Origin of the sequence: Methanosarcina acetivorans C2A, from assembly GCF_000007345.1 — an archaeon.
In the GTDB taxonomy this organism is placed as follows: Archaea; Halobacteriota; Methanosarcinia; order Methanosarcinales; family Methanosarcinaceae; genus Methanosarcina; species Methanosarcina acetivorans.
In genome coordinates, this window is sequence record NC_003552.1 from 340,845 (window position 1) to 363,415 (window position 22,571).

At 44.3% G+C, this 22,571-nt stretch carries 22 protein-coding genes; 9 read left to right on the forward strand and 13 right to left on the reverse strand.

The window, feature by feature from the left end:
* Nucleotides 1-44: 44 nt before the first annotated feature.
* From MA_RS01510 to MA_RS01520, 3 genes are read right to left on the reverse strand one after another with little or no spacing between them, the layout of a single operon-like run.
* Entirely contained in the window at nt 45-1,106 is a 1,062-nt protein-coding gene (locus MA_RS01510) for a COG1361 S-layer family protein (RefSeq protein WP_048064850.1), read from the reverse strand.
* The gene (locus MA_RS01515) at nt 1,099-2,244 is read right to left on the reverse strand and encodes a COG1361 S-layer family protein (RefSeq protein WP_011020343.1); all 1,146 of its coding nucleotides are present in this window, start codon (nt 2,242-2,244) and stop codon (nt 1,099-1,101) included. Before MA_RS01515 ends, MA_RS01510 begins: the two co-directional genes overlap by 8 nt.
* Nucleotides 2,241-4,502, reverse strand: coding sequence for a hydrophobe/amphiphile efflux-3 (HAE3) family transporter (locus MA_RS01520; RefSeq protein WP_248698070.1), 2,262 nt, complete (start codon nt 4,500-4,502; stop codon nt 2,241-2,243). The genes MA_RS01515 and MA_RS01520 overlap by 4 nt, the downstream gene beginning before the upstream one ends.
* Nucleotides 4,503-4,834: 332 nt before the next feature.
* Between MA_RS01520 and MA_RS01525 the strand changes: the two genes are divergently transcribed.
* From MA_RS01525 to MA_RS01540, 4 genes are all read left to right on the forward strand, one after another.
* Entirely contained in the window at nt 4,835-5,608 is a 774-nt protein-coding gene (locus tag MA_RS01525; protein WP_011020345.1) for a TrmB family transcriptional regulator, read from the forward strand.
* 258 nt (nt 5,609-5,866) lie between these two features.
* Nucleotides 5,867-7,153 carry a transposase gene (locus MA_RS01530; RefSeq protein ID WP_011020346.1) on the forward strand — a complete coding sequence of 429 codons (1,287 nt, stop codon included), beginning with the start codon at nt 5,867-5,869 and terminating at the stop codon, nt 7,151-7,153.
* Between the two features lie 381 nt (nt 7,154-7,534).
* Nucleotides 7,535-8,194, forward strand: coding sequence for an MBL fold metallo-hydrolase (locus MA_RS01535; RefSeq protein ID WP_048064852.1), 660 nt, complete (start codon nt 7,535-7,537; stop codon nt 8,192-8,194).
* Nucleotides 8,195-8,275: 81 nt separating this feature from the next.
* A complete protein-coding gene (locus MA_RS01540) occupies nt 8,276-8,599 on the forward strand; it encodes a ribonuclease P protein component 4 (RefSeq protein WP_011020348.1) in 324 nt (107 codons plus the stop codon).
* Nucleotides 8,600-8,629: 30 nt separating this feature from the next.
* Here MA_RS01540 and MA_RS01545 read toward each other — a convergent pair whose 3' ends face one another.
* Nucleotides 8,630-8,920 (reverse strand): hypothetical protein, encoded by a 291-nt coding sequence (locus MA_RS01545; protein ID WP_011020349.1) that lies wholly within the window; start codon nt 8,918-8,920, stop codon nt 8,630-8,632.
* Between the two features lie 38 nt (nt 8,921-8,958).
* Nucleotides 8,959-9,264 (reverse strand): signal recognition particle protein Srp19, encoded by a 306-nt coding sequence (locus MA_RS01550; RefSeq protein ID WP_048066074.1) that lies wholly within the window; start codon nt 9,262-9,264, stop codon nt 8,959-8,961.
* Nucleotides 9,265-9,453: 189 nt separating this feature from the next.
* Here MA_RS01550 and MA_RS01555 point away from each other — a divergent pair, with 189 nt between their 5' ends.
* From MA_RS01555 to MA_RS01570, 4 genes are all read left to right on the forward strand, one after another.
* Nucleotides 9,454-9,711 (forward strand): hypothetical protein, encoded by a 258-nt coding sequence (locus tag MA_RS01555; protein ID WP_011020351.1) that lies wholly within the window; start codon nt 9,454-9,456, stop codon nt 9,709-9,711.
* 246 nt (nt 9,712-9,957) lie between these two features.
* Entirely contained in the window at nt 9,958-10,818 is an 861-nt protein-coding gene (locus MA_RS01560; RefSeq protein WP_226990720.1) for a DUF5803 family protein, read from the forward strand.
* Between the two features lie 142 nt (nt 10,819-10,960).
* Nucleotides 10,961-11,611: a type IV pilin gene (locus MA_RS01565; RefSeq protein WP_226990721.1), complete on the forward strand. Its 651-nt coding sequence runs from the start codon at nt 10,961-10,963 to the stop codon at nt 11,609-11,611.
* A 1,336-nt stretch (nt 11,612-12,947) separates the two neighbouring features.
* On the forward strand, nt 12,948-13,376 hold the full coding sequence (locus tag MA_RS01570) for a hypothetical protein (RefSeq protein WP_011020354.1): 429 nt from the start codon (nt 12,948-12,950) through the stop codon (nt 13,374-13,376).
* 278 nt (nt 13,377-13,654) lie between these two features.
* Here the strand turns inward: MA_RS01570 and MA_RS01575 are convergent, their stop codons facing one another.
* The 8 genes from MA_RS01575 to MA_RS26400 all read right to left on the reverse strand — a co-directional run bounded on the left by MA_RS01575 (nt 13,655) and on the right by MA_RS26400 (nt 20,998).
* Nucleotides 13,655-14,416 carry a class I SAM-dependent methyltransferase gene (locus MA_RS01575; protein WP_011020355.1) on the reverse strand — a complete coding sequence of 254 codons (762 nt, stop codon included), beginning with the start codon at nt 14,414-14,416 and terminating at the stop codon, nt 13,655-13,657.
* On the reverse strand, nt 14,413-15,120 hold the full coding sequence (locus tag MA_RS01580) for an ABC transporter ATP-binding protein (RefSeq protein ID WP_011020356.1): 708 nt from the start codon (nt 15,118-15,120) through the stop codon (nt 14,413-14,415). Before MA_RS01580 ends, MA_RS01575 begins: the two co-directional genes overlap by 4 nt.
* On the reverse strand, nt 15,096-16,037 hold the full coding sequence (locus MA_RS01585; RefSeq protein ID WP_011020357.1) for an ABC transporter ATP-binding protein: 942 nt from the start codon (nt 16,035-16,037) through the stop codon (nt 15,096-15,098). The genes MA_RS01580 and MA_RS01585 overlap by 25 nt, the downstream gene beginning before the upstream one ends.
* Entirely contained in the window at nt 16,034-16,936 is a 903-nt protein-coding gene (locus MA_RS01590) for an ABC transporter permease (RefSeq protein WP_011020358.1), read from the reverse strand. Before MA_RS01590 ends, MA_RS01585 begins: the two co-directional genes overlap by 4 nt.
* A gap of 4 nt (nt 16,937-16,940) precedes the next feature.
* A complete protein-coding gene (locus tag MA_RS01595; RefSeq protein WP_011020359.1) occupies nt 16,941-17,882 on the reverse strand; it encodes an ABC transporter permease in 942 nt (313 codons plus the stop codon).
* A 125-nt stretch (nt 17,883-18,007) separates the two neighbouring features.
* On the reverse strand, nt 18,008-19,648 hold the full coding sequence (locus tag MA_RS01600; RefSeq protein WP_011020360.1) for an ABC transporter substrate-binding protein: 1,641 nt from the start codon (nt 19,646-19,648) through the stop codon (nt 18,008-18,010).
* Between the two features lie 29 nt (nt 19,649-19,677).
* On the reverse strand, nt 19,678-20,445 hold the full coding sequence (locus MA_RS01605) for a class I SAM-dependent methyltransferase (RefSeq protein ID WP_048064853.1): 768 nt from the start codon (nt 20,443-20,445) through the stop codon (nt 19,678-19,680).
* Between the two features lie 406 nt (nt 20,446-20,851).
* Nucleotides 20,852-20,998, reverse strand: a complete 147-nt coding sequence (locus MA_RS26400; RefSeq protein ID WP_157860071.1) for a hypothetical protein — start codon at nt 20,996-20,998, stop codon at nt 20,852-20,854.
* Between the two features lie 987 nt (nt 20,999-21,985).
* On the opposite strand from MA_RS26400, the gene MA_RS01620 reads away from it, so the two are divergent.
* Nucleotides 21,986-22,555, forward strand: a complete 570-nt coding sequence (locus tag MA_RS01620) for an FmdE family protein (RefSeq protein ID WP_226990722.1) — start codon at nt 21,986-21,988, stop codon at nt 22,553-22,555.
* Nucleotides 22,556-22,571 lie beyond the last annotated feature (16 nt).

Consider the following 22,571-nt stretch of genomic DNA (forward strand, 5'->3'; position numbering starts at 1 on the left):
CACTTTTCCTTGATTTTTTTAGTTTTTCATTTTCCCTTTTTATTTCAGTCCTTCTGCTGTTTCTTCCTGAAAAGGACGAAGCAGGCAGCAAGAACCATGAATACAACACCGGTTCCAAGCTGGTATCCCGGAAGACCTTTTTCGGAAGCAAGGACTTCGGTGTTGATCTTTATGCTGTCTGAGACCTGGTCGTGCCCGTCAACGTCTTCATAGAGGATCTCGCTGTTAAGGGAATATGGTTTGGGGGTTGCATCCTCGTCCACATCCATGTCAAAAATGGCAACAGCGTTTTTTCCCGGGTTCAGGGTTCCAAGGTAAGCCTGGTCATCGGTCGTACTGAAGGGATCTCCTGCACTGACTCTGACGGTTGCGTCCTTTGCAGGTTCTTCTCCCGTGTTCTTGTATGTAACATAGAGTAGTCCGCCTTCATCCGGGTAGAGGTCTCCTTTCACTTCAGTAACTTCAAAGTAAGGCTCTTTTTTGACCTGTACCTCTATAGTCTGGGTCTGGGTCTTGTTTTCGTACCAGATGCCTACTTCCTTGTTTGTCACAAGTCCAACAGTACTGTCAAAATCATCCCCGCCTACCTGCACATTGTTCTGGTACATATATGTAAGTTCAAGGGTTAAGGGATAAGTTCCGGCTGTGGCGTTCTTGTTAATCTCAATGGTGAATTTTGTCGGGCTTGAGCTCTGCTTGCCCTGTTTGAGGGTGCCTGCTTCCTGGGGTCCGGATTTCACCTTGACATTCGGGTCGTCTGATTTGAGGGTTGCAAGGATACCCACTGCCGTTACAGCCTGTGCTTCGTACTGCATTTCAGCCTGCTGAAGCATCTCCTCTGTATAGTCTCCCAGGTCTACGTCACTTTCGGATTTAAATCCGGTGACTGCTCCTTTGTTCATCATATTAATGCTCAGAGTTACCGTATCTCCCCTTGAATATTCGTTGTCTCCAACGAGTGTTGCGGTAAGGTCAGGTCCTCCGTAGACGGTGTAATAGTTCTCACTGATATCGAAATTCTCGGGAAAAGCTGCCTGTACGGGCAGGGCAGCGGAGCAAAGAATCAGAAGGGCTGTGATTGTAGTAAAAAGTCCATTTTTATTCATTCTCATCACCTGACGCGTTCTCATCATCATTCTTGTTTCTTTTCCGGTGCATATTTACGATCTGGTAAAGGGCGATAAGGATAATCAGTATAATTGCTATGCCTGTTGTGCTGATCTTTTTCTCAGCAGCTTCAAGAGGCACGTGTACTTTCAGGTTATCTGAAAAGGCGGTTTCTCCGTCTTCATCAACGTATTTTATTTCGCTATCTATTCCATAGTTTTTTACGGTAGCGTCTCTGGTTGCAGCGATTTCGAAGCTGGCAGTCTTATTCTCTCCGGGTCCTATGTCGCCGAGTCTAACTATGGACTTCTCCGTGCTCAGGGGTGTCATCACGATTATTCGGGCCATTGTGTCCTGTGCTACACTTTCTCTTGTATTCGTATAGGTGACCTCAATGACTCTATTCTCTCCCTGTTTGAGGGTGCCTTTAACCTCTGCCACCTCTAATTTCGGTTCGCTTTTTATGGAAACGGGTATTTTGAGCGTCTCTGTTTTTGTCTTGTATTCTCTGGTATATTCCGTGTCCGTAAGCCCCAGGTTTGCTACTGCCCCGGTTGCAGTCCGGACATTCGCCTGGTAGTCATAGCTTACCGGCAGGAGGAGTACATAATTCCCGGCAGGAGTATCACTGTCGACACTTATGGTGTATTGGAGGTTTGCGGTATGTCCGGTTTCAAGCTCTTCCACATTCTGGACATTGGTTGTGGATTCAACCTCAATGTACTCTGTTTCGGAAACAAGGTAGGCATTGATGTTTTTTGCCGTTGTGCATTCTTTTTCTTCTTCCATCTCCTCCCCTGCAAGCAGCTCTTCAGAGGAATCACTAACCCAGGTCTGATTTACGTTCAGCCTCTGAAAACTTTCAACCACTCCCTTATTTACAATTTTGATCTGCAGGGCTGCAGTCTCTCCCCTGCTTAACTCGGGATCTCCTGTGACTGATGCCTGCAGAACAGGCTCTCCGTAACTCCTGTAATAGTCTACGGTGTACCCATAGTCAGGAATAATGAAGTTTGTTTCATCATCATCCTCTCCGAAGGCTGGGAATGCAGTGGTTGAGACTATTAACAGGATTAATACAAATATGGAAGTTTTTCTCAGTATTTTCTGTCTGGTTTTTCCGGGTGCTTGAATCATATTTCTGCCCCCTGAATTTGTTTTTTTGTCTCTTTTTCTGCCGTCGTGGCTCCTCTTCTCCTGTCTCTCCAGGTATCAAGCAGGACTATAAGCGGCGGGAAGACCACAAAGGTTGCCAGGAGAGCCAGGAGGACATCTATGACCGTAACTTTTCCGAAATTGCTGATCATCGGGAAGGGGGACGCGACCAGGGCCAGGAACCCAAACACGGTGGTGGCTCCTGAGGCAATGATTGCAGTTCCTATTTTGGAACTGGTCATATGGATCGCTTCCATAGGACTTGCTCCTGCATCCTTTTCTTCAAAGTAGCGTTCCATCATGAGGATGGCATACTCGGAACCCACCCCAAGAATCAGAGCCCCAAGGGTTGCTGTCATGGGTGTGTACTCGATGTTCAGGTAGTACATGACTCCGCCTGACCAGCCGATAACTATGAACATGGGAATGATAGGGACTATTGCCTTCAGCCAGTCCCTGTAAACTACATAAAGCCCTGCTAGCACAAGGGCAAGCCCGAGGAAAGTCATCGCTACTCTCCCGCTGGTAAGGGCGGTAATGACCTCCGTAAATACAACGTTATTCCCGGTAATCGTGACCGTCGTGCCCGGAGGGGCTGGCATCCACTGCATGTCCTGCTTGACAACATCTGTCAGTTCCTGGATTCCTGTAACCTTAATATCCGAAACCGCATTTCCTATGTTGAAGTTCAGGAGGAGCATGTTCTTTCCGTACATGTAGCGCTCTTTCTGCGCTTCCGGGATCTCGGCATATATATCTTCTATTTCCTGACTGGTGTCGGGAATTGTGCCTCCGTTCTTTTCCTTTACCAGGGATACGATGCTTGATGCGCTGTAAATATATTTTCTGCCTTCAACTTCATGCTCAGAAAACTGGTCCATCCATTTCAGGACATCCGGGTTGGCGGTATCTTCAACCTTGATAATAAGGTTTAATTCATCAGTTCCGCCCATGATATCTCCCATATGCTGGAGATCTACAAGGGCAGGCATGTCCTGCGGCACGAAGGTCTCGACATCAGTTTGAATAGCTACGGATTGATCAGCATAAAGACCCCCAAGACAGAGCAAGCCCGCAATCCCTAATACAATAATATCGTATCTGATCGTCAAGTCCGTAGTTTTCTGGAGAAGTATCTCTTTGCTGTTTCCTGTTCTCTTTTTTTCCAGCTTCTCCTTTTTCCCCAACCCTGCCGGTTTTATCCTCTGAGCAACTTTCCTCAAAGGATTTTTTTCTGAATATTTGTCAAAGAGCGAGACTGTTACGACTCCTACAAATATGGACGAGAGGTAACACATAATAATGCCTATCAAGAGCAGTTTTCCAAAGTCCCGAATCATTGGCACCGAGGATGTAAAAAGCGAAATAAACCCGAGTCCTGTCATCCCCAGGGCTATTAAGACCGCAGGTCCGGTATTCTTTATGGTTTCCACAACTGCTCTTCTTTTACCCTCGTTTTTGTGCAGTTCTTCTTCGAGTCTGTTGTGGAACTGAATGGCATAGTCTATCCCTACGCCTATGAGGATGGGGAATGCAGCCATGGAAACCATGGAAAGAGGAATCCCTATGTATCCCATGGCTCCGAAGGTGTAAACGATCCCCAGGAGAACCACCGGCAGAGGAAGAAGTCCCCAGCGGACGTGCCTGAATACGAAAAACAGTACAATGACCATGAAAATGCCGGAAAGCCCCAGCAGTACGCCCATACTTGAATTCATCTCAGCATTCATGTTGACCATGAAAGCCGGATCACCTGTGACGATAATGTTGTAAGAAGGTGGAAATTCAGCAAATGAAACTGCATCTTCAGTAGCATGAAGGATATCTTCCTGTGCAGTATCACTGGCGGAGCCGGCCATAACCACCGAGATCAGCATGTGTGTATTGTCAGGGATGAGCTGGCTGAAGACATCAGGGTTCTGGTCTATTATGGCCCCGATTTCCTCATCGGTTTCAGGAATCACGTATCTTCCTGTCATCTGGTAATTGACCGTTTTAATCAGGGAAGCAGGGCTTGTGGTCTCTATGACCCCCTCCGTGGACTGGAGCTGATGGTCGAGCCTGTCTACGGCTTCCATCAGTTCAGCGTTTTTTACCTCATTCCCCTCTACCATCACCACAATCGACTGTGTCTGGAATATTTTTTGATAAAGGTGATCATAGTCCTGATAGAGAGGGGAGTCTTTCCCTACAAAGGTCTCTGTCCCTGAAGCCATCTCTATTTTCTGTGCACCCTGCATTGAGATGACTATAAACAGGAAAGCTACCAGGAGTATGGAAAAACGGTTATTCTGAATAAAAAATCCCAGTTTTTCAAAAGCATTTTTAATAGCGGATTCCCCTCATAATTTTTAATATGAAGTACAATTTTGGGCCCTTGATGCATATCCTGAACGGCAGTTCTCCCTTCTGGCAGGAGATTTGCCTTTCAAGGCTTATTAACTACCTCTCAAGGCTTATTAATATCCATCTTTTTGTTTCTGTACTGTATGAATAGTTATTTACTGTTCTCTATCTGTTTGGTATTATATGTAGAAAAGATTTAAATCTATTGTTACTTTAGGGGTAACAGATGTTTTCGCCGCTTAATCCTCAGTTAATTCGCAATCTAGAGAAGTTAGGGCTGACTGAAAACGAGGCAAAAGCCTATGTCGGGGTTGTCAGTCTGAGAGAGGCTACAGCCCGGGAAGTCCATGAACTTACGAATGTGCCGAGAGCCAAAATATACGAGGTCCTCAAAGTGCTGGCAAAGAAGGGCTATCTGGAAATCCGCCAGGGCTCTCCAACCTATTTCCGGGCTGTTGACCCCAAGCAGGTAATAGGCAAGATAAAAGACGAATTCATCAACTGTGCAATAGAAACGCTTGACCAGCTCAACGAGTTGAGTTACGAACTTCCTAAAACCTCTCCTGTCTGGTGTATCCAGAGTGAGTGGGGTATTAAAAACAGGATCCGAGAAATTCTCAGCGGGGTCAAGGAAGAGCTGATTGTTTTTTCTTCCAGCCTGGAGTTCTTCCAGGAATTTGAGGCTGACCTTAAAAGATTGGAAAAAACCTGCCGTTTAACCCTTATTGTGAATGACCTTGAGAGGTTCGAATCCCTGCCCTTTGAGTTTAGAGTGCCTACAAAAGAGTTTGCGGACTTCATAAGTAATATTGTAATTGATGGGGTTCGGTACGACGAACAATTCTTTATGATTGCGGATGGAAAGGAATCAATTGGAGTCCACAGTGCGGGAAACACAAAGGAAGCAGTCGTAATCAAGCTTCCACTGGTTTGTTACATGCAGAAAATGATCTATGACAGAGTGCTTGAACCGAATTTTATTAAAAAGGAGCTTTCTTAATAAGGAGCGAAATTCTGTCTGAGAACCTTAACAGCTTGCATATTCCAAGAAGTTCTACTTTCGGATACTATTGATTTGTATTATTAATTGGTCTTTGTATTATTATTTGGTCTGATATGAATTTGGCTACTATTAATATGATCTAATATGAATTTTACATTACATTAGAGACTTTTTATTATTTTCTGGTTTTTCGTTTTCCCTCTATATCGTGCAAAACAATAAAATTTTAATTATATTGATATATTTTTTCTATTTATGGGAAAAGGAAACATTGCAATAGATAAATCAATGATAAAAACGATAGTTGACGGCAAAATAATAATTCCTTTGCCAAAAGTTTTGGTTGAAAATCGATACTATCCTATGTTCTCTATATTCTCCCCTACTCAGTGTGATAGTTGTGGAAGTAAATTACATGTTAACTCTCATCACACTCGTTTTATTATATCACGTTACGGCACTATATCTCTCAATGTTACATACTGGCTTTGTCCCACTTGTAAGAAACATTATCATGATCGGGTTATTGGTGTTCAGGGTTCTGCAAATTACAGTTCTGAATATTATGATACACAAATAAATGTCAGATACGATGGACGATGCAGTCTGCACAATTCTCGGCGAATTGGGGAAACATATACAGAAGGAGTAATAAATGTCTGTGGAAGAGCTCCTTGTCCCACTTCATTGTGGTTATATGAACAGAAACTAGCAAAACTTTCAAAGCAAGAACTTTTGAACCAAGGAGTTAGCTTTGAAGAAACATTGTATGTTGATGGGAATTGGATCAAGAATGGATGGAAAAAAAAGCTTGAAGAATTTATTGGAACGAAACTCACAAAGAAAGAATGGAAAAAAATGCGATATAAATCTGTTTACGTTGTTGCTACCAAAGAGAAGGTCATTTTAGATTTTGAAGTAACTGAGAGGTTACCAACAATTGAGGCTCTGATGCCTCTTTTTATACGAATAAAGAACCGATTTCCTGAAGATAAAATCAAAAAGATTGTTTCTGATGAGGATAAAGCGATCATTGGAGCCGTAAAAATGGTCTTTCCTGAAGTGACTCATTCTTTTTGTGTGTTTCATCAATTAAAAAACGTTAGTAAGAGGTATTATGAGGAATTCAGTTCTATTGAAGAGATTCCAGATAACGATAAGATTACCTACAATGAGATATCTCAATTGATACTTTCTGATACGGTTATCAGTGCTGTTGCGCATATTCAGAAGATACGAGAATTTAACTCTGATCTTGAACTTTCTGAAGCGTCTCATAAAGCGATTTCTTATGCCGAAGAGATTTTCAGCAAGAATGTGAGCTTCTTGAAAAAAGGTTTTACACCTGAGACAGATAATACAATGGAACAAATATTTTCTTTGATATGTGATATAGTAGACAAAGTAAGGTCATTCAAAACCGATAATGGACTAACTAATTTTTGTTACAATCTATTTACTTTTTTCAACAAACGGTGTTTCAGCACTGGAAAATGGAAAGGTTTCTCACCTTTAATGAGAGCAAGATTCCAATATGGATAATGCTAGAATTGGAGAATAATTAGTTCTTAAACTTGATGGCTTATAGCTGTAGCTGTCGGAAATTCCCACAAAAATAGTTCCACAATTTGGAAAATTTTGGTGAATGCTTGTGTAAATGAATCAACATTTTTAAATGAGTGAATTGATTTGCTCAAATTGGGATGAAATTTTGTGGTTGTCTTGAAATTGAAGAAAAACCAGAAAAAATTAAAAAGACTCTTACATTATAATATGGTCTGATATGAATTTGGCTACTACTAATATGATCTAATATGAATTCTACACTATAATATGGTCTGATATTATCTGAAAATAGAGTTCTATATCCGGTTTTTTCATAGGTATGGGGGCCATAGCTAGCAGGTGTATAAGGTGTATAATATGAATAGTGTAAAAATAGAAGGCATTAATATTCAATGGTTCGGAAATTCCGGTTTTCTGCTTGAAGGGAACGGCAAAAAAATCTATATCGACCCGTATCAGATCGGTGCAGAACCGGCTTTTGATGACAGGGCAGATATTCTCCTCATTACGCATGAGCACTTTGACCACTGCAGCCCTGAGGATATACGGAAAGTACGGAGATCGGATACAACCACCCTGATCCCTGAGAGCTGTTCCCTTGAGTTCAGAGGCGATGCCAGAAGGGTTGCCGAAGGGGATGTCCTTGCTGACGGACTTGAGATCAAGGGGGTCCGAATTGATGTTGTTCCGGCCTATAACCTTGATAAGCCCTACCACCCCAGGGAACTTGGAGTCGGGTACATCGTAGAGCTTGGAGGGCTGAGGATTTACCATGCAGGAGACTGTGATTTCTTCCCGGAGATGGAGGATATCAGAGCCGATATAGCTCTTCTGCCAATAGGGGGTACGTATACTATGGATGAGGAAGAAGCCGCCAGAGCAGCTGCAGCTATTTCTCCGAAGGTTGTCATTCCAATGCACTACGGTTCAGAAGGGATCGACGGAGACCCCGAAAAGTTTAAAGCCTTTGTGAACAGCAAGAACCCGGATATTAATGTAATCATTCTTGATGTATAATCTTTACTCCTGATCTTGCTTTTTGAGCAAAGGACTGAAACAGAATTCTTAGACTAGAATAACTCAGGGACCGGTCTACCAATGCCTAAATTAGCCAGAAAACAGCAGAAAAACCTTATCCAGAATATAGCAGTCCAGCGTATGCAGAGGCTTTTTGAGCTTGCAAAAGCCGAGTTTCCAGAAAACCCTGAGCGCAGCAGGCGTTACGTGCAGCTCATACGAAATATCTCTATGCGAAACAGGATAAGCATCCCGAGGGATATCAAAAGCAGAATCTGCAAGCACTGTTATGCTTTCCTGGTGCCCGGTAGCAATGCCCGTTACAGGTTGAAGAATGGGTATCTTGTCATATCCTGCGAACAATGCGGAAAAGAAATGAGATATCCTTATAAAAAATTAAAGTAAAGACTATGGTCTGTAGCCTATCTTTGCGGATCATATTAGCAGTGCTGTCAACAATTCTTTTACAACGTAGGTAGCAATCAGGATCACTGCAGCGATCATAAGGTATACAAAAACGTTTCTGTAAACTACATCCTTCTCTGATCCCGCTTTTATTCCCATGGCACCGGGGCAGTTTTCACAGGAAGCAGATCCGCATCCGCATCCGATAGTTATTTCTTTGTATGGGGGATGGACCACTTTTTTGGGACTACCTGATCCATTATTTACGACAGGTAGTATTTTCTTGTTATTTTCAGACATATCTGCAGGTTTTGTTTTCAAATGATATAAACGTTCTTTTTAGTTTTCAGCATTATTATTCATGTTTTTGCAGGTACTCCCTTCCCTCTTTTTTTTCTTATCTCCAGTGAGATCTGCTTTGCAATGACGGATTTTGGGCCCCTGTCGTCTACTAGCACTCTCCCGCTGACCTCCCACCAGGATTTGGGATAGGCTTTTTCAGGCTCCACTTCGGGGTTCAGGCCCAGATTCTTTGCAGCATCTTTAATCTCATTCAGGTGCGGCTCCTTTACAGCATTTTTTCGAGAGATTATCCTCCCATTGCTTCTGGATCTGGTCTGGTCGATATATGCAGGCCAGATTACAAGTTTTCCCTTATCTTTCATCATCATGCTATCTTCGTTCTAAATTGCTTTCATCAAATTTAAAACTGCCCGGCAGCTTCTGAAGTTCTGAAGGTTCTTTTTCCCGGTGCATCAATGTGAAGATTCCGGGTTTCCTCCTGATGTGATAATCTGCAATGATGACCTGTAACTATTTATCTTTCCTGAACAATTTCTGCACGGTGTATCAATATGATTCCGGCGTTTTCAATCGACGAAAAAGTCAGAGCTTACATCAGAAAAAGCGGGCAGAACTTCAGGCTTTCCACTTCCCCGAATGGTCCTGTGCTTCTCCCGCTTGGGGAATCCTCCTTCAAACCCTCTGACATGAAAATCCTTGTTGGGAGTAATGTTCTTTACGTTTCCAAACTTCAGGCAAAATATATCAAAAAAATTGACTGGCCTATGGTAGAAAGGTATCTGAATGCTTCAGGTGACTCAGAAACCTGAGCTGTTCTTACACTATAAGTTTTTACTTTTCTGTTAGCTGAGCCTGAGCGATTTTGTGTTTTTTCTTTTGTGAGGTTATCCGTTTTGTTTATTAAGAAGAGAGAGCATAGGATAAAGGCTGATCTGTTACAGATCCTGAAAGCTTCTCTGCATATGGGGAAGACTCAGTTTAAGAGGATTAAGAGGAAAATTACTGCAGGTTGAAAAGAGATCGCTTCAAGCCCAAGGGAGAATTCTTTCGTGAAAATGAGAACAAAAAGTATATTTATGCTCCTTGCCCTCCTGGTGGTCTTCATGTCGGGCTGTATTGATCAAAAAAAAGAGATCGTTCTGGACGAGCCCGGCAATATCTCGAATTATGAATTTGAGGTTTTCCTGGATGATTGGGACAATAATATTCCGGCAAATACCACCACATATTACATTCTGGAAGACAAAACCGAAGTACAGGTCGTCCACATTGTCATAAATAGCAGTAAGCTTGAGATTTACCCGCCTGATACCCTTGGGGGAGGGTCCGGTGAAGAGCCGATTCGAAATTTCGTACTTCTGGTAGAGCCTGCAAACGAAACCGTAGCAAGTCCAAAAACTTTTATGTGGCTTGCAAACAGCAGCAACGTTTCGGACCTCAATTATACTCTCACACAGGAAATTGCCCGGAACATGAAGGTGATAAACCTTGAATTTGAGGAACCTGTTACGGGCTTTATTGCATATACCCTTGATATCCCGGCAACTCAAAGTTTTGCCTTTATGAAACCTGACTCCGAGTTCATCCGGGTAGTCCTTCCGGTAGGGTTTGCTACAGGGAACAGAATATTCGGGATAGCAAGGCCAGAGCCTTATGATGTAAGCGTCGATGAGGAAGGAAGGCAGACTCTTCTGTGGATCTCCTCCAAGATGGGAGAAAGGGAAGAGGCTATTCAGGTTAAATATTATACCGAATCCGCTCCAATGTATTTCTTCGCCGCAATCGTAGCTCTGCTCTTTGGGGTTGGACTGGTGATTTCACGTTATTCGCAAAGCAAAAAAGAACTGGAAAGTGTTCGAGAGGTCTTTGAACTCGAAAAGGAATATGAAGCTAAAGAACGTAGGAAAAAGAAATAAACAAGGGGCAAGTATTCCCTTTATTTTTTGCTAAGATTTCTTTTTCAAAACTAGTCTATTTTTCATCAAACAATAACCTATTTATTCAATCTCGGCATATTATGCTAATGTGAAGGAGTGGGGAAGTTTCCGGCATAGAAATTTGTATTTCCTAAAATCTTCACCCGAGGGTCTCTCTCCTATTGTCGGTTCCCTTCTCCTTCTACTAATGGTTTTTGTGCTTGCGGGCGCAATTGCAAGCAGCATTAATCTCTCCGGCTCCAGGACAAATTTTCAGTATCCTATGGCGAGAATAACTCTTGAATCCTGTGAAGGGGGGCTCTACGGGGTCGGTCCAGACTCGGAGAGAGCCCGGCTTGAAGAAAATCAGATTGTCCTCATGCATGAGGGGGGAGATCCCCTCCCATTGGACTCTGTCTCTATAAAGATTTCCGGACATGGAAACTCCTATCAGGGTGTCCCCGGAAATGGGGGTAGTCCTCTCAGCGGGGAACTCTCCGTCTTCTACAGGGATCTAAGTTCCGGAGGGAAAAATTCCACCTGCTACGTTGTTCACAACAGCGTTACTCTTGAAGACGGCTTGTGGGGTGTCGGAGAAAGACTTGTGCTCTGTGGGCAGGACAGTGCAGTAGGAGCTGTAGAATCCAGCGTAAAAGTGGGCGTGGATGGGAACTATAACACCTCTGACAACTACGGTTTTAAAGCAGGTACTGAAATAACTCTAAATGTTGTTGACGGTAAAGGCAGAAATGTGATCGCCAAAAGAAAAACTATTGTCAAACTTGCCGATTGATATTCCAAAAGCTTGTGGCAGGAATTAAACGATAAATGCAAAAATGGAAAGGTCAAATCTTTTTTGGATCTTCGCTGTTTTGAGTGGGTAACTTACATTCATCTTCTAAATGTCGAAGTAGCATATCTAAAATTTAGAAACACTTATGGTTGAAAATCATATTCAAGCTTGATGTTTTTCTTTTTGGATTGGCAACTTTAAAACTATGCAAATATTTCCAACCCACAGGAAACAGCGAAGAGTCTCTTTTTTTATTTCCTGCTTAATTGTCTTACATCCGGTAGCGCTATTGAGCTTCCGTTGAGTTCAAGCCGGGAGCAAAAAGTGCTTTCCGAAAATTCAGATAATATTCATCGTATTCCTCGCGTCCATGTGTACCACTGAAAACCGCCTGTCCGGAATGCGAATACGACTCGCAGATCCGCTTCCCCGTCTGTCTGTTATGCTCCGGTCTCAGGGAAGTCCTGGTCTTAGGGGGTCTGCCGCAAGGGCGGCAAAGGTTCGAAATTTGAAAAGCTTAACACTTTTTTGGGCGGAAACTTAGCTTGTTTTTGACAGAATATCGTGTATGGATTTGGAAATAAGAGTATTCTTTCTTTTTCAGGTTGGTTTTTGGGTTCAATTTCCGATCCACTCTTTAAGTGCCATTTTTTTTCTTATCAGGCTATTTAATTCTCCTCAACATTAGCATTTCTGGGTTAAGTATCTCCAAAAAGCTTCATTGGTGTTATTTCGAACTTTTTTCTTCAATCGGACTTATATGATGGGGATAAGAGTTCAATAGCAATAATAATCACCTGTTGGATTAGGGCTTTTGTCCCTAATCTCGATTGTGCTTGATTTTTAGTTTCATATGTGCAATTGATACTGAATTTAAATTCTTATGCTGAACTTCAAAATTTACTTCTTTGAGTCCTTTGTTAATTTTTCCTGTTAAAATATAAGACATTTAGAGGCTTCGATAAGTTTTAATCCCATCACTTTAAGTTAGATTTCAAATTAATCGTATTATAAAGCTTATTTTATAAATTAATCTCGCTAATATTCTCTGTTTTTATAAGTATGCTTTTATTTTATCCGGATAATTCCAGGGATGTCGACCGGCGGATAGTCGGCAAGACAATTGGGGCAAAGCAGGACTTATGCTTTTGAATTGGGGGAAATGGTAGCATAAGACTCCATAATGTCGAAATCTTAGTATCTATGACAGAATTGTCTGTGCTTTCTTTTTGACCTCATGTGCATACCATTCAGTGCATATCATGTGCATAAGTTCTATGAGAGAAAGTCCTGAGAGACGAAAACCACTCTAAAGTGTATCAAAAACTACTCTAAAGTGTATCAAATTGTATTAAATATTACAAAAATTAGGGGGTTAGGACATATGGGTAAACTAACATTTGATAGGCTAAAAAAGACCCTGTGTATGTTTACACTGGTTTTTTTTGTAATGTCATTTACAGCTGTGTCGGTAAGTGCAGAGTCAAATGATGCCAGTAAATGGAACCAGGAGAAGAAGACGTGGGATAAGGAGAAGAAGACGTGGGATAAGGAGAAGAACACCTGGAGCAACGAGAAGAAGAAGTGGGATACAGAGAAGAAGCAGTGGAGTAAGAAGAAAAGGGGCAATGAGTATAACATCTGGTTAAATAAATATAATTCCTGGTTATATAATTATTACATGTGGCTCAGCAAGTACAACAAATGGGAAAGCAATCACAGGAAATGGGAAACAAATTATAATAAATGGAGAAACAACCATTGAGGATTGATGTGGAAAATCATGAGAATTGACTGTAAAATATACTGAAGGATTCTCATGAAATAGCTATGAAAAAATGAAAAATCTGGCTGTAAAATATTCCTGATAAGGTTTAAGCACCTGGGGAGAAAAATAAAGCATGAAGATCGTCATATGAGATCCATCATAGATATCTGGACTCTTTGACGTCTCTCACTATCTATTTCTTCTTTCAGGTGCGTAATCAATATTTAAGTATAAACTTCTTTCCTTGAGCTTTGCTTTTTCACTTGCTTTTTCACTTATTTTTCCCCGCAAATCAGATGATATTTGTAGTTATAGGCTATCCGTTTTCGGTACGGCATCTTCTTTTTCTGAAGTTCCATGATATCTTTCAGATCCAGGTCCTTTACATTTTTGAATCCTGCAGCCCTGAAATATTCAAGCATTTTTTCAGGAGGGACCCCATGCCGGTTAGGAAGTTCGCTGTCTATCTCTCTGGAATAGTGCCCTTTTCTGGGGTTCCTTCTTTCGGCAAGCAAAGTGCAGAAGTCGCTGACAAACCTCCTGGCCTTCGTTTCAAAGGAACCGTCATTCCAAACCCCGTCAACAACAATAAGCACCCCTCCTTTCTTCAGCGCATTTCTCCAGTTCATGACTGCGGTATCAGGGTGCGGAAGGGTCCAGAGCAGGTGGCGGTTGACAACAACATCAAAGGTATCCTCTTCAAATGGAGGGGCTTCTGCATCTCCTTTTTCGAATACGCTGTCAAACCCTTTTCTGGATGCTTTTTCCCTGGCTTTTGCAAGCATTTTTTCCGAAAGGTCAAGGCCTGTAACCTGGTGTCCCATCTCCGCAAACAGGAGCCCGATTTCACAGGTCCCGCAGCCCACATCCAGGACTTTTAACCTTCCCGGGGGGAGCAGGCTTTTAAAAATACGTTTCCAGGCTTCCCTTTCCATTTCACTCTGAATCCCGTGTCCTTCATGGCTGTCATAGGTCTCGGATGAGACATCCCAGATACGAGCAATATTTTGTTTGATCTGGTTTTCCTGAATGGTCATGTTTTAATGCCTCTGTTTATGTTTTCAATTGTGGTAATAGTCCCGTTTTCAAGATAGGCAATTCTGTGGCAGACTTTCCTTAATACTTCAAGGTCATGGGAGATGAGCAGGTAGGAGACCCCTGTTTCTCTCTGGAGCTTCTGCATAAGGCGCAGGATCTGGGCCTGGACTGAGACGTCAAGCATGGAAGTGGGCTCGTCAGCGACTATAAAATCAGGAGATAAAGCCATGATCCTGGCAAGTACTATCCTCTGGATCTCTCCCCCGCTGAGGTGGCCCGGATAGCGGGCAAGGTGTTCCGGGCGGAGGCCGGTGAGTTCTGCCAGCTCTTCTCCTCGTTTCAGAAGGGCATCCGGCTTGAGCCCGGAATGAAGTTTCAGGGGTTCGATAAGGTTTTCAAAGGCTTTCATTCGGGGGTCAAGGGAAGTTTCAGGGTGCTGGAAGATCATCTGGATCTTAGGGCGAAGTTTCCGAAACTCTTTTTTGCCCATGCTCAGGATATCCGCTCCCTGAACCAGAATTTCTCCCCCTGTAGGTTTTTCAAGCCCTACAATACACCTACCAATAGTGGTTTTTCCGGATCCGCTTTTCCCAAAAAGTCCCAGGGTTTCTCCGCGGGCTACCGAGAAACTGACGTTTCTGAACACCTCTGAAGTCCCGAACCTCATTGCCAGTTCGTTTACTGCAAGGACCGGAAGTGGCACCTGATCCAGCCTCCTTTGTGGTTTCTAATTTCAGGATGTTTCCTGGAACACTCAGCCCGTGAATATCTGCACCTTTCATGGAAAAAACAGCCCTCAGGAAGCTTTATCCTGCTTGGGGTCTGTCCGCTCAGAGGGACAAGCCCGTTTCTGGGCTGAGCCCTGACAAGCCCTTTTGTATAAGGGTGAAGGGGTATGCCGAGGACTTTTGAAGCTTCGTCCAGCTCCACAATCTCTCCTGCATACATTACGGCTATGCGGTCGCAGACCTCAAGAGCCAGGTCGAGGTCATGGGTGATCAGGAGCATTGTCTTCCCATACTCTTTTTTTATTTTCGTGAAAAGCTCCACCGCTCCTTCCTTTGCCTCAGGGTCCAGCCCTTTTGTGGGTTCGTCCGCAATCAAAAGTTCGGGCTCAAAGGAAAGGGACATACAGGCAAGCAGCCGCTGCCTCATGCCCCCGGAAAGCTGGTGGGGATAAAGGTTACAGAGTCTATCGGGGTCTCTCAAAAAGAGCTGTTTCATGAGTTTCAGGGCTTTTTTCATTCCTTCCTTTTTTTCAGCCCTACTTCCCTCGAAAACCTCCCCCACCTGAACCCCGTTTTTCAGGACAGGGTTGAGGGCTCCAGCCGGGTTCTGGGGCATGAGCGAGATGCGTTTACCCCGGATTTTCCGGAGTTCGGAAGGTTTAAGGGAAAAAAGGTCCTGGCCCTGAAAAAAGACGGTTCCTGAAACCTTTGCATTTGCCGGAAGAAGCCTTAGCAGGGCAAGCCCTATCACGGATTTTCCGGACCCGCTTTCTCCTATAATCCCGAAGGTCTCTCCTTCCCTGACCTCAAAAGAGACCTTAGATACGGCTTTTACGCTGTCTTCTCCTGCAGGAAACTCTATTGAGAGGTCTCTTATTTCCAGCAGACTCAATAGATTTCCCCTCCGTCATGGTTCGGGTCAAGGATATCCCTCATGCCGTCGCCCAGGATGCTGAAGATGACCACGATGAAGGTTATGGCAAGCCCCGGAAAGATAGTCTGGTAAGGAGCCGTTCTCATGAACTCTTTTCCTGCGGAAAGCATTGCCCCCCATTCCGGAACATCTGCAGGCAACCCCACTCCGAGAAAACTCAGGGTGGCAATTGAGAGGATTACGTGCCCGAAGTCGATTGTTGCAAGTACCAGGAGCGGGGCAATGGCATTGGGCACGATATGCTTGCGGATTATATGGAAGTCTCCTGCTCCGCTTGTTATGGCGGAAAGGACAAACTCCTGTTTTTTGATGGAAAGGACCTGTCCTCGCATCATTCTTGCATACTTTGCCCAGTGGACAATCGAGAGGGCAAGCATCAGGTTGAAAACCCCGCTCCCGAGCACTCCCATAATGGTGAGGGCAAAAATTACTCCTGGAAAAGAAAGGAAGATGTCTATAACCCTTGAAACGCTTTCGTCCACAATTCCTCCGTAATAACCTGCTGCACAGCCAAGAGCAGTTCCAAGCAAGAGGGAAATCAGTACCACTCCCGAAGCAATGGAAAGGGAGGTCTGTGCCCCTATCAGGATTCTGCTGAGCAGGTCCCTTCCAAGGTAATCGGTACCCAGAAGGTGCTCTCCTGAAGGGTTCAGGTTTTTGTTTTTCAGGTCAATGGCATTGGGGTCGTAAGGAGATATCAGGGGAGCAAAAAGGGCAAGCCCGGCAAAAAGCAAAAGGGCTGCCAGGGCAAAAAGCATATCTTTTCTTTGAAAGACTCTTTTTGCAAGTTCGCTTCCGTAAGCTTCCGGCAGCAGAAAACTTTTTTTTCTTAACCTGTCAGCAAATGCGTTATTCATAGTATCAGCCGTACCTTATCCGTGGGTCCAGATGCGTATAGAGCATATCCACAAAGAAATGCACGAGGAGGAACATCATAACAATGGCAAGCACGCAGCCCTGGACCATGGGCAGGTCCCTGGCTGAGATCGAGTCCACAAGCAGGCTTCCTATCCCGGGCCAGGCAAAGATCTTCTCAATCACAACCGCTCCTCCAAGCAGGCTTCCCATCTGAAACCCGATAACCGTGATAACAGGGAGCATGGCATTTTTAAGGGCGTGCCGGCTTATGATCTTCCATACGGGGAGCCCTTTGGCTTTTGCAAACCTGATGTATTCCTGTCCCAGGGTTTCAAGCATGCTTGTCCTGGTGACCCTCATAACCGCAGCAACGGAATGGAGGGACAGGGCTGCTGCGGGCAAAAGCAGGTTTTCCAGGCTCCCGTACCCTGACACGGGGACAAGTTTCAGCTTCAGGGAAAATATCAGGATAAGAATCAGAGCCACCCAGAATCCGGGCATTGAAACCCCAAAAAGCGTTGCAATCCTGAGGACGTGGTCCGAAATCCTGTTTTCCCGGAGGGCGGAATAAATTCCCAGACTTACTCCAACAAGTACTGAAAGGACCATACTTGCCCCTGCAAGCTGGATCGTTGCAGGCAGCCGCAAGGCCAGGAGGTAAAGGACCGGTTTCTTAAAGACATAGGAAGTCCCGATGTCTCCTCTCAATACTGCTTCTTTTACCCACCTGAGGAATTGCAGGTAAAGAGGGTCATCGAGGTTGTACCGGCTTGAGATCTGGTTAATCTGTTCTTCGGTTACGCTTTCCTCCAGCCCCACGAAAGTATGTTTGATAATTAGCTCGGCTGTACCCCCGGGAATTACGTTCATAAGAAAAAAGGTCAGGGCACAGGCTGCAAAAAGCGTAAGTGCCATGAAAGCTGCCCTTTTCAAGAAATATTTCATGCTTCATCCTCATGCGAACAGAGGGCAGTCCCCTCGTTCTTTACGTTTTACTTTGAATGAGGAGAAACTCAGGGTACGGGCTTGAAACCCTCACCCTTTTGAGATTTCCTCTTTTTACTCCTACTTTACTTTTCGAGATACATATCGGCGTTTATACGGTAGTCATGAGCTGTCGGATCGAAGACGTATCCTTTTACATAGTCCTTCTTGACTATTGCGCAGCCGTAGTAAGCCACAATGATCATGGGCTGTTCGTCGTACACAATAGCCTCTACTTCATTGAACTTCTTGTAGCGTTCTTCAAGGTCCGTTATCTTCCTGGCTTCCATAATCAGGGCATCTACTTCCGGATTGGAGTAGCCGGGTCCGTTGTCAGGCCCGCCTGTCATGTACCAGTTTGTCAGAATATATTCGGGGTCCGGAACCATTGCAATGTTGTAGGCGGCAAGGTAAAGATCCCAGTTGCCTTTTTCTTTCCTGTCACTGATTGACCCCATTTCCATTACTTCTGTCTCCACATCTATGCCTGCTTCCTTCAACTGGGCAGCCATAGCTTCAGCCATTGGAGGAAGGCCCGGCCTTGCGGAATAGGTCATCATGTTGAGCTTGAGGGGCTCTCCGTCTTTGTCCCTTATCCCGTCCCCGTCGGTGTCCACCCAGCCTGCGGCTGTCAGGAGTTCATCGGCTTTTTCAAGGTCCCTGGTGTAAGGGCTCAGGCTCTGATTTGCCCAGACCATTGTGGGGAGGAAGGGGCCTGTAGCAGCTTCCCCTACATTGTAGAGCACGTGTTCCACGATTTCGGCCCTGTCAATTGCATAGGACATCGCCTGCCGGACTCTGACATCTTCAAGAGGTTCGTGTTTCAGGTTGACATCGATTTTGTAAACCCTGGGAGTCTTGTACTTTTCAACATTAATGCCTTCTATAGCGTCAATCCGGTCCGTTTCACTGTAGGGTACATCTACGGTAAAGTCAACTTCTCCGTTTTCGATTGCCATCGCCCTTGTGTTCGGGTCAGGGATTCCTTTAAGGATCATCTTATCAAGCCCGACTTCTCCTCCCCACCAGTTTTCGTTCTTGACTACAGTGAGGACTCTGGTCTGTTCGTCAAAGGATTCGAACTTATACGGGCCTGTCCCTATGGGTTTTACGAACTCTCCGGCTTCGTCAAAAGAAGAGGGACTTATTACGGCGGTATCGGGGTAATGGAGAATTCCGGGAAGGATAGGGTTGATTTCCGTGGTTTTGATTTTGAGGGTATGGTTGTCAACGACTTCCATGGAGTCTATCTTGAGCATGGAATCAACCTTCGGGTTTACTTCAATGACTTTTTCCAGGGTGAATTTGACTTCATTTGCAGTCATCGGGCTTCCGTCATGGAAAGTAACATTCTCTCTTAGCCTGAACTCCCAGGTATTTTCATCGAGCTGCTCCCAGGAACTTGCAAGCCTGGGCTTCAGGGAAAAATCTTCGTTTGCGCCAACGAGAGTCTCGGTCACTGCAGCTTTCTCGCAGATCAGCGTTCCGCCGTCTCCGTCAATAGTATTAATCGAGTCTATTTCCCACATCTCTCCAAGTATAAGGGTATTCGATTCGGAGTCACCATCTGCCTGAGAGGTGGCCTCCGATCCGTAGACAAGTTCCATCCCGGAGACCTCTTCCTGTGCTTTACTTTCTTCTGTGCTGCTGCACCCGGAAGTCACCAGGAAGGCGCAGGTCAGCAGGATAATTAACAATATAAGCAGGGGGGAATTTTTGTTCTTCATTTCGGAATCTCCACTGTTTTTGATGATTTTTATTTCCGGCCGCAGATGAGATAGTACTGATAATTGCGTACAACCCGTTCGCCTAATGGCATGTTCTCTTTCTGAGCCTGCCGGACCTCTTTCAGGTCAAAAGTCCGGACTTCCTCAAAACCTGAAGCTACCAGGTATTCCTTTACTTTTTCAAGCGGAGCTCCTCCGGCGTGCGGGAGCCGGGCTTTGAGTTCTTCGGAATATCCGGCGTGTCCCTTTCGTGGGTCTTTTCTTTCAAGAATCAGGGTCAAAAGGGCGCCTGCGTTTTTGCGAGCCCTGTCTCCCAGGGTTCCTCTGTCCCATACTCCGTCAACGATCACAACCTTCCCATTTTTTCGGAGCACCCGTCCCCAGTTCTCCACAGCCTTTTTTGGGTTAGGAAGGGTCCAGAGCAGGTGGCGGCTGAATACAATGTCAAAAGAAGAAGGTTCAAAAGGAGGGTTTTCTGCATCTCCCTCTCCAAAGGTTACATTAGCCCTACAGGCTTCAGCCTTTGTTTTCGCGGTTTTTAGCATTTTTCTGGAAATGTCAATTCCCGTGACTCTGTGCCCCATCTCAGCAAAGAGCAGGCTTAATTCTCCTGTTCCGCAGCCGACATCAAGAATTCTCAAGCCTTTTCCCGGAAAAATCCCTCGAAAAGCATGTTTCCATTCATCTCTTTCTTTTTGACTCTGAATTCCGTGTCCTGCATGGGTATCAAAAGTCTCGGAAGCAAGGTCCCACCTATTGGCTACCATTTCTTTGATCTGGATTTCTGATGAAGACATCAACCAGTACTTGCATATCTTACAATTAATAATTTTCTATTTTGTAATACTAATTGTAATTAAAATATATTTTCGTAGTATTAAGTTGCAGTACTATAGTGAAGATAGTTACAAAAAGAGTAATGACGTTCGAGGATATATTACTTCAGGCTTTTTCCAAATTTTCTCTCAGTTTTCTCATTCATGATGGGGTGAGAATCTGAACAGTTTTTATTCAGGCACTGGATCTTCGGTTGTCTACTTTTACATGGTTGCTATCCAGGCAGAGTTGAGCCACCCGAATTGCGCCTCGGGAGTACGCGGTCCGTTTCGCTCCACTTCGCTTCGCTCAAGCGGACTACTTGATGGGTTTTTACAGTTAGTATCGCTTAAGAAGGTTAAATTATGATTTCTGTCCAATACAATGTTATTCGTTGTATTGTGCCGTTTTTGTCCCGGCAGCAGGGTTGTGGCTCTGCAGCCCGAGTTTCGCTTCGGGATCACAGGAAATCGGAGATTTTCTGGGAGTTGCACTTGCAGTGCAACAGCACGAGGTCTTTTTCGCTGCGCTCAAGAGGACTAACTAAAAACAACGGTAAAATAAAGAAACTCAGGAGAGCGGTCTTCCCCGCAAAAAAAGAGAAAGGAAAAAAGAAGAAAATAGTAGCTAGAAAATGACAGATGCTGTAGGCGTTTGGGAGTACGAAAAAGAACTAAACAGGTCAAAGGTCAAAGTGGCAGATATTTCAGTCTTTTTTCTCTTTCATTTACTCTGCTTTTTTCCTTTTGTGAAGAGCCGTCAGACAAGCTGGTGGGGACACTATCTTCATCTGTAATTAAAATGAGGCACTTGTCTCAAGAAAAGTATTCTCCGGCCAGAGATAATGTTTCTGAATCCCTTTTCTCCCGGTGAAGGTATGAATCCGCCGGTTATTTTTTTGCATTGTAGAAGAGATGAGTTCAGCTCTGTCAGAAGTAGAATCGAAAAATAAAAGATTCCGGGGGGAACCAAGAAAGCTTAATAATTTCAATCCATTGCTCCGAAATAATCCTCTATTTCTGTTTTTCCGTTGAAAAAAAGCCTTTTAAAGCTCTAGTTTTTGCTGTTCTGTTCTTTGGAGGTAAATCTTTTCTCAATCGATAATTTTATAAAATACCTGTTTATATATTTTGAACGCAAGAGTCCTGTCTTCCATTTTTATAGATGTGCCAAGCTCTACATATCTGGAAGATGCAGAGACCTGGCTGGGTTTCGTTCAGATTCGCCGGCCAATTAAGAGGGATTCTATCCCTCAAGGGAGTTAGATCCCTTAAACTGGAATTTCGTCCATCTGAATCGTCTAAATCCGAGAAATTTCTGTCCAGAAGAAGTCAACTATAAGTACGGTGTATCCTTCTGTGTTATGTTGAAATCTACATAATAACTTCCCAGATAACACAACTATCTGGCATTTACCCTGTCTTGACTTCAATATCTCTGTCGTTATGTTTATTTAAACATAACGGTGAACCTGTGGCGGTGTATACATTGCATAAGAATTCAGATTCAGAGAAAGCCAATATGGAAGCAATTCTAAAGCAGGTAAAGGATCCTGAGTTGCTTTCGCAGATTGAAAAGGTCGTCCCCTTTCACGGCTTCCTGACCTCAGGGGCATTAATCGGCATCCAGATGCTCAATATTGCAAAAAGGGAGCTCGATGTCCGGGAAGGGGAACGTATATACGTGACCTGCGAAACGAAAAGCTGCATGCCTGATCCTTTCCAGATCCTTGCCGGAGCTACCATCGGAAACAACGGGTTAAAGATCAATAACCTGGGGAAGATGGCGGTTACGGTAAACAAACAGGCGCCTGAAGGAGTTCACGGCATAAAAGGTATCCGGATCATCCTTGATCCTGAGAAGACAAAGGACTATCCCAAACTCCACGCCTGGTACCTGAACACTGAAAAGCTTCACCATGAAGAGGTCGTGCCCATCCTTCTGGCTGCAGGAGAAAAGGTGTATTCCTGGAAACCTGTGGACCTGGAAGTTCCGGTCCGGAAGAAAAAGAGGATACTACGCTGTAACAAGTGCGGTGAAATGTTCATTCAACATGATAATGAGCTTCTGTGCGGCGGATGCACAGAATAACGCTGAGAGGTAAGCA